General features: G+C 72.9%; 12 protein-coding genes. 9 read left to right on the top strand and 3 right to left on the bottom strand.

Features of this window, described 5'->3' with window-relative positions; translation table 11 throughout:
* The first annotated feature begins 272 nt into the window (after positions 1 to 272).
* The 8 genes from rpmH to IEY94_RS08465 all read left to right on the top strand — a co-directional run bounded on the left by rpmH (position 273) and on the right by IEY94_RS08465 (position 6,615).
* Positions 273 to 410: a 50S ribosomal protein L34 gene (gene rpmH, locus IEY94_RS08500; RefSeq protein ID WP_189115723.1), complete on the top strand. Its 138-nt coding sequence runs from the start codon at positions 273 to 275 to the stop codon at positions 408 to 410.
* A 28-nt stretch (positions 411 to 438) separates the two neighbouring features.
* Complete coding sequence (gene rnpA / locus IEY94_RS08495; RefSeq protein ID WP_189169540.1) at positions 439 to 825, top strand: ribonuclease P protein component; 387 nt, start codon at positions 439 to 441, stop codon at positions 823 to 825.
* 26 nt (positions 826 to 851) lie between these two features.
* Positions 852 to 1,097 carry a membrane protein insertion efficiency factor YidD gene (gene yidD, locus IEY94_RS08490; RefSeq protein ID WP_189169539.1) on the top strand — a complete coding sequence of 82 codons (246 nt, stop codon included), beginning with the start codon at positions 852 to 854 and terminating at the stop codon, positions 1,095 to 1,097.
* Entirely contained in the window at positions 1,094 to 2,005 is a 912-nt protein-coding gene (gene yidC / locus IEY94_RS08485; protein WP_189169538.1) for a membrane protein insertase YidC, read from the top strand. The genes yidD and yidC overlap by 4 nt, the downstream gene beginning before the upstream one ends.
* A gap of 169 nt (positions 2,006 to 2,174) precedes the next feature.
* Positions 2,175 to 2,909 carry a Jag family protein gene (locus tag IEY94_RS24155; RefSeq protein WP_306341597.1) on the top strand — a complete coding sequence of 245 codons (735 nt, stop codon included), beginning with the start codon at positions 2,175 to 2,177 and terminating at the stop codon, positions 2,907 to 2,909.
* Positions 2,910 to 2,945: 36 nt separating this feature from the next.
* Positions 2,946 to 3,722, top strand: coding sequence for a 16S rRNA (guanine(527)-N(7))-methyltransferase RsmG (gene rsmG, locus IEY94_RS08475; RefSeq protein WP_229783442.1), 777 nt, complete (start codon positions 2,946 to 2,948; stop codon positions 3,720 to 3,722).
* 331 nt (positions 3,723 to 4,053) lie between these two features.
* Positions 4,054 to 5,001, top strand: coding sequence for a ParA family protein (locus IEY94_RS08470; protein WP_189169832.1), 948 nt, complete (start codon positions 4,054 to 4,056; stop codon positions 4,999 to 5,001).
* Between the two features lie 657 nt (positions 5,002 to 5,658).
* Positions 5,659 to 6,615 (top strand): ParB/RepB/Spo0J family partition protein, encoded by a 957-nt coding sequence (locus tag IEY94_RS08465; protein WP_189169831.1) that lies wholly within the window; start codon positions 5,659 to 5,661, stop codon positions 6,613 to 6,615.
* A 1,816-nt stretch (positions 6,616 to 8,431) separates the two neighbouring features.
* On the opposite strand, the gene IEY94_RS08460 is transcribed toward IEY94_RS08465, so the two are convergent.
* Together IEY94_RS08460 and IEY94_RS08455 are read right to left on the bottom strand one after the other, a co-directional pair.
* The gene (locus IEY94_RS08460) at positions 8,432 to 9,400 is read right to left on the bottom strand and encodes a D-alanine--D-alanine ligase family protein (protein WP_189169537.1); all 969 of its coding nucleotides are present in this window, start codon (positions 9,398 to 9,400) and stop codon (positions 8,432 to 8,434) included.
* Between the two features lie 7 nt (positions 9,401 to 9,407).
* Positions 9,408 to 10,709, bottom strand: a complete 1,302-nt coding sequence (locus tag IEY94_RS08455) for an aminotransferase-like domain-containing protein (protein WP_189169536.1) — start codon at positions 10,707 to 10,709, stop codon at positions 9,408 to 9,410.
* Positions 10,710 to 11,191: 482 nt separating this feature from the next.
* Between IEY94_RS08455 and IEY94_RS08450 the strand changes: the two genes are divergently transcribed.
* On the top strand, positions 11,192 to 11,869 hold the full coding sequence (locus IEY94_RS08450; protein ID WP_189169535.1) for a GNAT family N-acetyltransferase: 678 nt from the start codon (positions 11,192 to 11,194) through the stop codon (positions 11,867 to 11,869).
* Between the two features lie 137 nt (positions 11,870 to 12,006).
* On the opposite strand, the gene IEY94_RS08445 is transcribed toward IEY94_RS08450, so the two are convergent.
* Positions 12,007 to 13,149 carry an N-acetylmuramoyl-L-alanine amidase gene (locus tag IEY94_RS08445; RefSeq protein WP_189169534.1) on the bottom strand — a complete coding sequence of 381 codons (1,143 nt, stop codon included), beginning with the start codon at positions 13,147 to 13,149 and terminating at the stop codon, positions 12,007 to 12,009.
* Positions 13,150 to 13,191: the final 42 nt, after the last annotated feature.

The following is a 13,191-nucleotide window of genomic DNA, read 5'->3' as shown; positions in this document are numbered from 1 at the left end:
ATCGGGCGTTGTGCCTCAGCGTGGGCCGACGCTGGATTCGTGATCATCGACGCGGTGTGACGAGTTGTCCACAGGCCCCGCGGGATCGGGTGCCGGCGGACGGGGGCATCGGCGCCTTTGCTATCGTGGCGACTTGCTTGCTGTTCCCCGTCAGGGTGACCCGACCCGGCCGTGCCGGTCCGCGGGGCCGCCCATCCACCGCGGCGGCGGCAGGTGACCATGGACGCATCCGGACCGCTGAAGCCGGACGCTCGGAAGACGGAGAGCCTGACGTGAGCAAGCGGACGTACCAGCCGAACAACCGTCGGCGCGCGAAGACCCACGGCTTTCGGCTGCGCATGCGCACCCGCGCCGGCCGTTCGATCATCTCGACGCGCCGGTCCAAGGGCCGCGCGCGCCTGTCGGCCTGAGAGCCAGCCTGACGCCGGGATGTAGGCGGTGGTTCCCGCGGCGTGCCGACTGCGGCGCAGTGCCGACTTCGCCGCGGTGATCCGCCTGGGCCGGCGGGCCGGGCGAGGGGCGCTCGTCGTCCACCTCGCCGTACCGAACGACCCCGAGCCGGCGCGTCCGGACAGCCCCGAGCTGCCGGTACGTGCCGGCTTCGTCGTGTCCCGGGCCGTCGGCGGCGCCGTCGCGCGCAACCGGGTGAAGCGCCGCCTCCGGCACCTCGTCGCCGCCCGGCTGGGCGGCCTGCCGCCCGGCACCGACGTCGTCGTCCGGGCGCTGCCCGCGGCGGCCGCCGCCACGTCCGGCGGCCTCGGCGCCGACCTCGATGCGGCGCTCGCCGCGGCGCTGCGCCCCCGGCGCCCGCGGGGCACGCCGTGACCCGGCGCGCCACACCGGCTGCCCGCATGATCGGCCTGGTGGTCGTCGCGTACCGTCGGTGGGTGAGCCCGGTGCTGCCCGCGCGGTGTCGGTTCTACCCGTCGTGCAGTGCGTACGCCCTGGAGGCGCTGGCGCAGCACGGCGCGCTCCGCGGCTGCCTGCTCACCCTCCGGCGGCTGCTGCGGTGCCACCCCTTCCACCCCGGCGGGTACGACCCGGTGCCCCCGCCCTCCGACGCTGTACACCGGGACCTGACGGGAGCAGTGCAATGAGTCTGGACTGGCTCTATACAGCCATCTCATGGATCCTGCTGTCCTGGCACAGCGTGTGGAACGCCGTGGGCCTCGGCAACAACGGCGCCTGGATCCTGGCGATCGTCTTCGTCGTCGTGACGCTGCGCGTGATCCTGTTCCCGCTGTTCATGAAGTCGATCAAGAGCCAGCGCGCGGTGCAGGCCCTCGCGCCCAAGGTCACCGAGCTGCGGGAGAAGCACAAGGACGACCCGCAGAAGCTCCAGCAGGAGGTCATGGCCCTCTACCGGACGGAGAAGGCCAACCCGCTCGGCGGCTGTCTGCCGATGCTGATCCAGGCGCCGGTGTTCCTCGCGCTGTTCCACGTGCTGCGCTTCCTGGACCCGACCAAGTCGGACGTCAAGTTCAAGACGCTCTACGGCTGGTCGCTGGACCAGTTCGAGCACGCGGTGCAGGCGCGGCTGTTCGGCGCGCCGATCGCGGCGAAGTTCGGCTCCACCGTCAGCGACCTGGCGGTGATGAACGCCAACGCGCTCACCGTCAAGCTCGTCGCGGGCGTGCTGGTCGCGCTGATGATCGCCACGACGTACCTCACCACCAAGCAGATGATCCTCAAGACCGGCTGGGCCGCGGAGCCGCAGCAGCGGATGATCCAGAAAATCATGCTGTACGGCTTCCCGGCATCGCTGCTCATCTCCGGCGCGATCTTCCCGATCGGTGTGATCATCTACTGGGTGGTGCAGAACATTTTCTCGCTGGCCCAGCAGCAGTGGGTGCTGCGCAAGTACCCGCCGCTCAACGTGAACGCCAAGGGGGAGGTCGTGGCGGGCGCGAAGGCACCGCCGAGCGAGTCGGCGAAGGCGCTCGCGCCGAAGCCTGGCGCGCGACCGGCCAACCCGAAGAAGGGCACGGCCAAGCGCAAGGGCTAGGCGCGTCGGGCGTGGAGCGGCCCGCAGCGGCGCCCGGCCCGGCGATGGTGAGGTGACGGCCGGCGACGGCCGACGAGAACGGACCGGCGAGAGGGCGCCCGGGGCGCGCCGAGCCGGTGGACGGGACCAGCGGGACGTGACGCGTGCCGCGGACAACGGAGATGACAACGTGACCGAGACGAGTGCTCCCCACGCCGAGCAGGACGACGCGACCGTCGCCGACGGGGCGGCGGACGATCGCCGCGCCGGTACGGTCGACGACGAGCCCACGGCGCGCGCGGCCGCTGCCGACGCTGACCTCGACGACGAGAACGACGAGGACGAGGACGAGGACGACGCCGAGGACGACGAGGACGACGAGGACGACGGCGCTGAGGACGACGGCGCTGAGGACGAGGAGGAGGCCGAGGGCGACGCCGGGGACGGCGGGCGCCGCGGCCAGACCGACGCGGAGCTGTTCGCGCAGAGCGAGATCGCCGCGGACTACATCGAGGGCCTGCTCGACATCCTCGACATGGACGGCGACATCGACGAGCTGGTCTCCGCCGGGCGCCCGGTGGTCGAGGTCGTCGGCGGCAAGCTGCAGGGCCTGGTCGGCCAGCGCGGCGCCACCCTGGAGGCGCTGCAGGAGCTGACCCGCCTCGCGGTGTACCGGCAGACGGGGGCGCCGAGCCGGCTGCTGCTCGACGTCGGCGGCTTCCGCGCCGGCCGGCGCAAGGAGCTGGCCGCGGTCGCGCGGACGGCGGTCGACAAGGTGCGCTCGTCGGGCGAGTCGCTGCGGCTGGAGCCGATGTCGGCGTTCGAGCGCAAGTGCGTGCACGACGTGGTCAACGCCTCCGACGGCGTGGCGAGCGAGTCGGAGGGCATCGAGCCCAGCCGGCGCATCGTCGTGCGTCCGGCCTGATCCGTGCCGGACACCCCCCTCGGCGACGATCTCGGGGTGCCGGCACCCCTGGCCGCCGCCGCCGGCTCGGTCTTCGGCGACCGGCTGCCGGTGGCGGCGGCTTTCGCGCGCAAGCTCGCCACCGACGGCGTGGTCCGCGGCCTGATCGGGCCGCGGGAGGCGCCGCGGATCTGGGACCGGCACCTGCTCAACTGTGCTGTTCTGGGCGAATTGATCCCGGATGAGGCGTATGTTGTCGATATCGGTACTGGCGCCGGTTTGCCCGGTATCGTGCTGGCTGTGGCAAGGCCCGACCTGCGGATCACGCTGGTCGAACCGCTGCTGCGCCGTACCGACTTCCTCACGGAGACGGTCGCGGAACTCGGGCTGACCGGGCGGGTGCGGGTGGTGCGCGGCCGGGCCGAGGAGATCGTCGACGTGCCCGGCATCGGCCTCCCGGCCGATGTCGTCACCTCCCGGGCGGTCGCGCCACTGGACCGGCTCGCCGGGTGGTGCCTGCCGCTCGCGGCGGTCGGCGGCCGGGTGCTCGCCCTCAAGGGCGCGAGCGCCGCGGATGAGGTCGCCGCGCACGCCGGCGCCGTCGCCGCGCTGGGGGGCGCGGCGCCCGCCGTGCACCGGTGCGGCGTGGGCACGATCGAGCCGCCGGCGACGGTGGTGGAGATTGTGCGGGAGCGAGTGGTGGCGGGTACCGTCCGCGGGCCGGAGGGTACCGAGCGGCGCTCGCCCGCACGGCGGGGCGGACGCTCCGCCGGACGGGGCGACGACCGGCGCGGCGAGCGCCGGAGCGAACGGCGCGGTGGGCGGAGGAGCTGATGGCGGTGTGGCCGGATCGGGCGTACGGCCGTAGGCTGGCCGCGCGCTGATGATGAGTCGAGCCGAGCGGAGACCCGCGGCGGGCCGGGACGCGGCTGCCGCCGGCGCACCCTTCGTCCGCCGGCGTCCGAGACGCTCCGACGGAGCCGATCCATCCGAACCGGGCAGGGATGACACGGTGCATGACACGGAGAGCCACGACAAGTACGGCTCGCAGCAGCAGACCGACGACGGCGAGTGGGTACCGGCCGACGGCGCGACCCGCCCGTCCGGCGAGCAGTGGGAGGGCGCCGCGGACTATGCGGTACCCCAGCCCCGGACCGGCCGCGGCATCGGTGCCGCGCGCAACGGCGAACCCGACGACGAGGCCCCGGCCGAGCCGGCCGGCGACACCGCGACCGTCACCGAGGAGCCCCCGCTGGCGCTGGAGGCCCGCCGCGCCGTCCAGGTGCTGAACCCCGCCGGCCCCGTCGCCATGCCCCGCCCCGACCAGCCGCGGATCATGTGCGTGGCCAACCAGAAGGGCGGCGTCGGCAAGACCACGACCACCGTCAACCTGGCGGTGGCGCTCGCGCTGCACGGCAACCGCGTGATCGTCGTGGACCTCGACCCGCAGGGCAACGCCTCCACCGGCCTCAACGTGCCGCACCACGCGGGCGTGCCGGACGTGTACTCGGTGCTCATCGAGAACGTCCCGCTGGTCGAGGTGGCGCAGCCGGTCGAGGGCATCCCGAACCTGCGCTGCGTCCCCGCCACCATCGACCTCGCCGGCGCCGAGATCGAGCTGGTCTCGGTCGTCGCCCGGGAGACGCGGCTGAGCAAGGCGATCGCTGCGTACCCCGAGGAGTTCGACTACGTCCTCATCGACTGCCCGCCGTCGCTGGGGCTGCTCACCGTCAACGCGCTCGTCGCGGCCCGCGAGGTCCTGATCCCGATCCAGTGCGAGTACTACGCGCTCGAGGGCCTCAACCAGCTACTGAGCAACATCAACCTGGTCAAAGCGCACCTCAACCCCGACCTGGACGTGTCGACGATCCTGCTCACGATGTACGACCGCCGTACCCGGCTGGCCGACGCCGTCGAGCAGGATGTGCGCAACCATTTCAGCGGCAAGGTGCTCAAGTCGGTGATCCCGCGCAACGTGCGGGTGTCCGAGGCGCCCAGCTACGGGCAGTCGGTCATGACCTACGACCCGGCCTCGCGCGGCGCGACCAGCTACTTCGAGGCGGCGCAGGAACTCGCCGAGCGCGGCGTCGGCAAGACCACCGGCGATGCGTAGCCGGACCATGTGGGCAGCGGGAGGCAAGGCATGAAGAACCGTCCGCGTGGTGGCCTCGGCCGTGGGCTGGGCGCGCTGATCCCGACGGGACCGGCGCGCAGCTCGGCGGTCACGTCACCGACGCCGCCGTCCCAGGTCACACCCGCCGGCGAGTCCGCGGCGGCCGAGCGGGCCGAGGCGGAGGCGCGCGCCGCGGCCGAGGTGGCCGAGCGGGCTGCCGCCGAACGGGCCGCGGCTGCGGAGCGGGCCGAGGCCGAGCGGGTCGCGGCGGAGCGGGCTGCCGCCGAGCGGGCGGCCGCTGACCGGGTCGCTGCCGAGCGCGCGGCGGCCGAGGCGGCGGAGCGGGCGGCTCGGGAAGAGGCCGAGCGGGCCGAGCGCGACGCCGCCGAGCGGGTCGCTGCCGACCGCGCTGCCGCGGAGCGGGTGGCTGCGGAGCGGGTGGCGGCCGAGGAGGCTGCTGCCGGACGGGTCGCGGCCGAGCGCGCTGCCGCGGAGCGGGCGGCGAGCGAGCGGGCGGCCGCTGACCGGGTCGCTGCCGAGCGGGCCGCGGCGGAAGCCGATGAGCGTGAGGCGAGCCGGCGGGAGTCCGGTGGGCGCGGCAAGCGCGGCAAGGCCGTCGCGGGCGCGTCCGGCGGCTCGGCCGATGTCGCCGCCGGTGTGGCGCCGGCCGTGGTGGCGCAGGCGTCCCGCGCGTCCGGCCGCTACGACGACGGTGCCGCCGATCCGGCCGACACCGATCCGGCCGACGGGTTCGGCGCGGGCGACCGCGTGGCCGGCGGGGTGGAACTCGCGCCCGTACCGGGGGCCACGTTCGCCGAACTGCCCGTCGACGCGATCGTCCCCAACCCGAAGCAGCCGCGGCAGGTCTTCGACGACGACCTGCTGGAGGAGCTGAAGACCTCGATCAGCGAGGTCGGCTTCCTCCAGCCGATCGTCGTCCGCGCGCTCGGCGGGGACCAGTACGAACTCATCATGGGCGAGCGGCGCTGGCGCGCCGCCAGGGCGCTCGGCCGGACCGCGATCCCCGCGATCATCCGGGAGACCCGCGACGACGCCATGCTCCGGGACGCCCTCCTGGAGAACATCCACCGCGCCCAGCTCAACCCGCTGGAAGAGGCGGCCGCGTACCAGCAACTGCTGGACGAGTTCGGCGCCACCCACGAGGAGCTGGCCCGCCGGATCGGCCGCAGCCGGCCGCAGATCACCAACACCATCCGGCTGATGAATTTGCCGGCGAAGGTGCAGCGGCGGGTCGCCGCCGGCATCCTGTCCGCGGGGCACGCGCGGGCGCTGCTGAGCCTCGATGACGCCGCCTCGCAGGAGGAACTCGCCGTCCGGATCGTCGGCGAGGGCCTGTCCGTGCGGGCGACCGAGGAACTCGTTTCGCTGGCGGTGGCCGAAGGTCCGAAATCGACACCCGGCCGGCGCCGTACCAAACCGACGGCTCCTGCGTTGTCCGAGTGGGCGGAGCGGTTGTCCGAGCGCTTCGACACCCGGGTGAAGGTGGACCTCGGACGGAGCAAGGGAAAGATCGTGATCGAGTTCGCGTCGGTGTCGGACCTGGAGCGGATCGCCCGCATCATGGACGTCCCCGACGGCCTGGACGAGGACTGACCCACCGCCCGCCGTGTGCGGGTGCCCTATGTAGCGCGATGGCTTCCCGGTGTTCGGCGTGCCCTGAGCCGAGCGGCTGGGTGCTCGGGGTCATGCTGGGCGGGCCCGGCCGCACTGCGGTCGCCTCGGGGCCGTCGGCGCGGTTCGGGTGGTCGGTGTGCGAGGCACCGCGGCACGGCGACTTCGTTTCCGGGCCGCCGGTGCTCGGGTGATTGGATGCCGGTGCTTCGTACTCGGTGGGTGGCGGCTGGCTCGGTGGGCGCTCCGTGCTGCTCGCTTGCTCGCCCGGTGCGCGTGACGTACCCATGCACCAGACGTACGTGGCGATGTCCACCGGTCGTGCGCCGGTCGGGAGGGTAGCGCGACCTCAGCGGGCGTCGTGGCTCGACGGGAACGGTCTGCCGCTCGGCAACAGCGTCCCGGCCGGCACCCGGCGCGCCGTGGGCGGCTCCACGCGGCGCATACGGCGTCGTCGTGGGCGCCGGGACCTTCTGGCCCTCGGTAACGCTCGGAGCTACATACGCCAGGTCGGGAATCGGCGTGCTCGGGGGGCGAACCGCGGTCCTCGGGGGACCACTGCCGTCCTGACCACGCAACGCAGCGGTCACCCGGGTCCACCCGACCTCAACGGGCTGCGTCGGTGTACCGGCCCACCGTTTTCCGGCCGACCATTCCGCATCGGTACGCCCGCGTGAGTCGGATCTTGCCTGAACACGGAGAGTGAAGCGGTGGCGAGCACGAAACCTCGCTTTGGGTGAGTGATCCGTCGCCCAGCGAGGTGTCGAGTACTCGATCTTGGATATCTAGGGGTTCGGGCGACCACTGTCCACAAGACGTGCGTTATCCACAGGGTTTGTGACGTCGACCTGTGGATAACTCCTGTGGATAACTCGGCTGCGAGCGTGTTTGCCTGTGGACAACGCGTGTGCGCCCCGGGGATAGAGTGCGTAGCCCACAGGTTTATCCACAGCCCTGCGCACACCCGGGGACGACCGTGGGCGCCCAGTTTCACGTGAAACGGTCCGGCCATGAGGTCATAGAACCGGATTCCGGCCTTACTTTCGTCACTCAGGTAGCATTCGGCAGACGCTACTGGCGGTAGCCGGCGACCCGCACATTGTGGGCATCATTGCTCAATATGCTGAGATCGCGCTAGTCCGGAATAGCACCAAACTGTGGGACAGCGCTTTCGCCAACGATGACCCGTGAGCCGCTCGAACAACGGTGGCGGTCTTACGAGTTTCACGTGAAACGGAGGCGCTGTCCGTGGCGTTTCACGCGAAACACCGTTTCTCCCACGCCATGATCACGCCCACGTCCACTCTCACGTCCGCGCTCCTGTCCGCGCTCACATATGCGCGAACAGTGGGCGATCGTTGTCGCCTAGTTTCACGTGAAACCTATGAAGGCGCGCTTCCCGTTCGATCGTTCAGCGATCCTCGGAGCATGCGGACATCCCAGATCCATCGACCTCGTTTCATGTGAAACAAGGTCTGAGGCGGACGGCAACCCCGTGCAGACAAGGCGAGGCATCGATGTCCATAGCATCGAAGCCCAGCTTCGGTAGTGCAGCTTGAAGCGTTTCACGTGAAACCAAGCGACCGGCTGTCCGAGAGCCAACGCATACGCACGGTCGGTGTTCAGTAGCGGCGCCGCCGAGCGACGGGTAGCTGTTTCACGTGGAACACGGCTTACGGGTGCAGCAGCAAGCCCGGTGGTCGTCGTTTCACGTGAAACAGAGCTTGTAAGAGTAGCGAAGAGCCCGCAGCCCCGTTTCACGTGAAACAGAGGCTCGCGGGCTCGTTCGTTGCGTGTATCAGCGCTTGGTGTCGGCGGCTCGCCGCGTCAGCACCGCCAGCAGCTCGCCGAAGTTCCACTCCGCCGCACTCACCGCCATCGGCAGCAACGACGTTTCCGTCAGCCCCGGCGCGACGTTCACTTCGAGCACCTGCGGATCCCCCTCGCTCGGCACGATGAGGTCGACCCGCGACAGGTCCCTCAGCCCGAGCGCCACATGCGCCCGTACGGCCAACTCCTGCACCCGTGCCAGCGTCTCCGGTGCCAGCCGGGCCGGCGCGTGCCACGTCGTCAGCCCCGCCGTGTACCGGGCCGCGTAGTCGTACACCCCGGCGTGCGGCGTGATCTCGACCGGCGGCAGCGCCTCGGGGCCGTTCCCCCGGTCGACCACCGAGACCGCCACGTCCACCCCCGGCACGAACCGCTCCACCAACGCCGTGGAGTCGTACCCGAAGCAGCTCACCATCGCCGCCGGCAGCCCCTCCGCCGTCGTCACCGGCGTGACCCCGAGCCCCGAGCCGCCCTGCGCCGGCTTCACGATGACCGGCAGGCCCATCCCCGCCGTGACCCGGCCGAGGATCGCGGCGCCGCCCAGCTCGGAGAAGCGGTCCTGCGGCAGCGCCACCCAGTCCGGCGTCGGTACGCCCGCCGACCGCAGCACCGCCTTCGCCGCCGGCTTGTCCCAGGCGAGCCGAGCGGAGCGCGCGTCCGCGCCGACGTACGGGACGCCGGCGAGGTCGAGGATGGCCCGCAGCGAACCGTCCTCACCGGACCCGCCGTGCAGGGCGATCAGGACGGCGTCCGGCGGGTCGGCGACGAGGGTCGGGATGAGCGTCGCGTCGGCGTCGTGCAGGACGGCGTCCACGCCGGCGCCGCGGAGCGCGTCGACCGCCCGCCGGCCGGAGCGGAGGGAGACCTCGCGCTCGTACGAGAGCCCGCCGGCGAGGACGAGCACGTGCAGGCCGGCGGCGGATCGCGGTTCGCTCATGCGGGAATCATGCCAAGTCGGGGCCGGGCGCGTCCGCCCCGGGGCGCACCCGGCGGTGCGGGCCCTCGACCGTGCGGCCGAAGATCGACCGCGTCGCCAGCTCCTGTTCGACGACCCCGGCGAGCCGGCGGACGCCCTCGCGGATGCGGTCCGGCGGCGGGAAGGAGAAGTTGAGCCGGAGGTGGTGGTGGCCGCCGCCGTCGGCGTAGAAGCCGGTCCCCGGCACGTACGCGACCCGGGCGGCGATCGCCCGCGGCATCATCGCCTTGGCGTCCAGGCCGGCCGGCAGCGTCGCCCAGACGAACAGGCCGCCGGCCGGCGTCGTCCAGGTGAGCCCGGCGGGCATCAGGTCGCCGAGCGCGGCGAGCAGCGCGTCCCGCCGTTCCCGGTAGATCTCGCGGTACGTCTTGAGCTGGTCCCGCCACGGCATCGTGCGCAGGTACCCGGCGACGGCCGCCTGGGCGAACGCGCTCGGGCAGAGGATCTGCGCCTCGCTGGCGATGACGAGCTTCTCCCGGACGGCGTGCGGGGCGAGGATCCAGCCCACCCGCAGCCCCGGCGCGAACGTCTTGGAGAACGTGCTCAGGTACAGCACCCCGTCCCGCCGCCGCGCGCGCAGCGGCCGCGGCGCCGGCCCGTCGAAGCCGAGCTGGCCGTACGGGTCGTCCTCGACGACGAGCACCCCGGCCCGTTCGCAGATGTCGAGGACCTCCTCGCGGCGCTCCTCGGTGAGCGTGACGCCGGCCGGGTTCTGGTACGTGGGGATCGTGTAGAAGAACTTCACCCGGTCGCCCGCCCGGGCGGCGGCGTCGAGCGCCTCGGCGAGCGCCGCGGGGATGACCCCGTCGTCGTCCATCGGCACGTGCCGGACCCGGGCCTGCGCGGCCTGGAAGACGCCGAGCGCGCCGACGTACGTGGGCCCCTCGGCGAGGATCAGGTCGCCGGGGTCGAGGAACAGCCGGCCGACCAGGTCGAGCGCCTGCTGCCCGCCGACGGTCACGACGACGTCCTCGGGGGAGCCCTCGATGCCGGACTCGGCCATCACCTCGCAGATGCCCTCGCGCAGTTCGAGGGTGCCCTGGCCGATGCCGTACTGCAGGGTGGTCGGGCCGTGCTCGGCGGCGAGCGAGGCCAGCATCTCGCCGACGGCGTCGAGCGGGAGGGCGGCGACGTAGGGCGCGCCGCCGGCCAGCGAGACGACCTCGGGCCGGCTCGCCACGGCGAAGAGGGCCCGGATCTCGGACGCGGTCATGCCGCGCACGCGCCGGGCGTATCGATCGGTGTAGTCGTCGTGAGTCGTACCGGACACGCGGGTGCCTCTCGGGCCGGGGATGACCCATCGATGGTAAGCGCTCGGGGCAAGCCCGCGCCCTCTTCGATCACTGGTCACCGTCGTACTACGCAGGATGTATGTATGCGGTTCGGGGGTGGTGACCTCTCCCCCGAGGGGACCGAACGGGCGTACCATCGACGATGGGCCTCGATCGGACGAGCCAATCGATCGGGCCGGCCCTCACCGTGCTCGGTACCAGCAGTTCCGGTACCGGCGGGCCCGGGGCCGGCTCGGGCGGGTCGGCTCGGGTCGGCCGGACCGGGCGCGCGCCCGGTCCGAGCGGGCCCACTGTGCGACCGGTCGACCGACGGTCGACCCGGACGGCTGCCGCGGGTGCTCCCGCGGGACGTCCCGCGGCCGGCTCGGGCGGCGGGGCGCGAGCTGTCAGAGGAGGCGCCGGTGCCGGACCACGCAGTCGTGGTGGAACACGTCGTACGATCCCCGCTCCGGGGCCGCTGATGTCCCGCCGACTCGTATCCCTGACCCTCGACACCCTCGAGGACCTGCCGCGGTCGTGCCGGCAGTGCGTGTACTGGGAACTGGACCCCGTCGCCGCCGAGCGGGCGTGCGCCACCGGCGACCCCGGCCTGGAGAAAGAGGCATGGGTGTCGCAGACCCTGCTGGAGTGGGGGTCGTGCGGCAAGCTCGCGTACGTCGACGGCATGCCGGCCGGGTTCATCATGTACGCGCCGCCGGCGTACGTGCCGCGGAGCATGGCGTTCCCGACCTCGCCGGTGTCGGCCGACTCCGTCCTGTTGACCACCGCCCACGTGGTCAGCGCGTTCGCCGGCGGGGGGCTCGGGCGGATGCTGCTGCAGGGCGTCGCGCGCGACCTGACCAAGCGGGGCGTGCGGGCGATCGAGGCGTTCGGCGACGCGAAGTTCGGCGACCCGGACGACGACCACAAGGGCGGCACGTGCGTGGCGCCGGCGGACTTCTACCTGTCGGTGGGGTTCAAGACGGTCCGGCCGCACCCCCGGTACCCGCGGCTGCGGCTCGAACTGCGCACGGCGCTGTCCTGGAAGTCCGACGTGGAGTACGCGCTGGAGAAGCTGCTCGGCTCGATGAGCCCCGAGACGCTGCTGCGCCCGGTCCGGCCGGTCGCCCGCACCCCGTCCAACCCCGCCGCCGTCTGACCGACCACCGCCGCAGAACCGACCCTCTCCCGATCCACGCCGAACCGGCCTGCCGGGACACGCGGCCGGACCGATTGTACGGCCGTGCCAACCGTCGGTGCGGCCGCTCCGGGGAGGGCCGGCCGAACGCGGCGCGGTCAGGTGCGGCGGGCCTCGGCCAGCGCCGCGCGTAGCTGCCGGACGTCGATCGAGCCCGTCGGCACGTCGTGCTCCAGCGGGATGTACATCCGCTGCACCGCCGCCACGATCGCGTCCACGATCCGGTCCAGCGTGCCCGGCTCGGTCAGCCGCGCCGCGTCGCCCGCGTTGGTGAGGTACCCGACGTCCACCCGCACCGCCGGCATCCGGGTGAGCCGCAGCAGCTCCCAGCTCTTGGCGTGCACCCGGCAGTCGCGCAGCCCGGTGCGTGCGACGATCTCCCGCTGGACCAGCCCGGCGAGCCGCTCGCCGACCGTCGAGGTGGCGCCGCTGGTGACGCCGTAGTGGTACGTGGACACCCCCTCGGCCGCGGGGTTGCGGTGCGCGTCGACGTGCAGCGAGATCAGCAGGTCGGCGTCGAGGGTGTTGGCGAGGGCGGCCCGGTCGGCGTCCGGGACCCGCTGCGCGGGCCGCGGGCCGCGGGTGAGGTGCGCGCGCATGCCGGCGGCGGCCAGCCGGCCCTGCAGCCGGGAGGCGAGGTCGAACACCAGCTCGGCCTCGTGCCGCGCGCCGGCGGTGATGCCGGCGTCGGGGCCGCCGTGGCCGGGGTCGACGACGATGGTCTTGCCGACGAGGTTCGGGCCGGAGTGGCGGAACCGCTCGGTCTCGCGCAGCCACTGCGGGCGGCCGCCGACGACCTTGCGGCCGAGCCGGTCCAGCGCGGCGACGGTCTGCGGGCCGCACGAGCCGTCGGGGAACAGGCCGACCTCGCGCTGGAACTGGGCCACCGCGCGGGCGGTCGCGGCGGCGTAGACGCCGTCCGGGCGGCGCGGGTCGTAGCCCAGTTCGAGGAGGCGCTCCTGGAGTTCGCGGACGTCCTCGCCGACGAGCGGCGCCGACACGGCGTGGTGCAGGGTGCGCGAGCCGAGCCGCCAGCGCGCGGCGTCGAGGGCGTGCCAGGTCTCGGCGCCGACCGTACCGTCGATGGTGAGCCCGCGGTCCTGCTGGAACCGGCGGACGCCGTGCTCGACGTGCCGGTCGAAGGTGTCCCGGTCGGCGCGGTCGACGAGCCGCAGCTCGTGCAGGATCGTGCTGATCTCGATGACCGCCGGACCGGTGTCACCGTGTCGGATGGGCCGCACCTGGAAGTCCTCCTGCCCGTGACCGTCCGTTATGCCGGAAGC

Source organism: Pilimelia anulata, assembly GCF_014647895.1.
Lineage (GTDB): Bacteria > Actinomycetota > Actinomycetes > Mycobacteriales > Micromonosporaceae > Pilimelia > Pilimelia anulata.
This window is presented reverse-complemented; position numbering and strand designations above follow the sequence as displayed.

Coding starts and splice junctions, on each gene's coding strand:
- yidD (WP_189169539.1), top strand. CDS start 852: ATGATCGGCCTGGTGGTCGTCGCGTACCGTCGGTGGGTGAGCCCGGTG.
- yidC (WP_189169538.1), top strand. CDS start 1,094: ATGAGTCTGGACTGGCTCTATACAGCCATCTCATGGATCCTGCTGTCC.
- IEY94_RS08460 (WP_189169537.1), bottom strand. CDS start 9,400: ATGAGCGAACCGCGATCCGCCGCCGGCCTGCACGTGCTCGTCCTCGCC.
- IEY94_RS08450 (WP_189169535.1), top strand. CDS start 11,192: ATGTCCCGCCGACTCGTATCCCTGACCCTCGACACCCTCGAGGACCTG.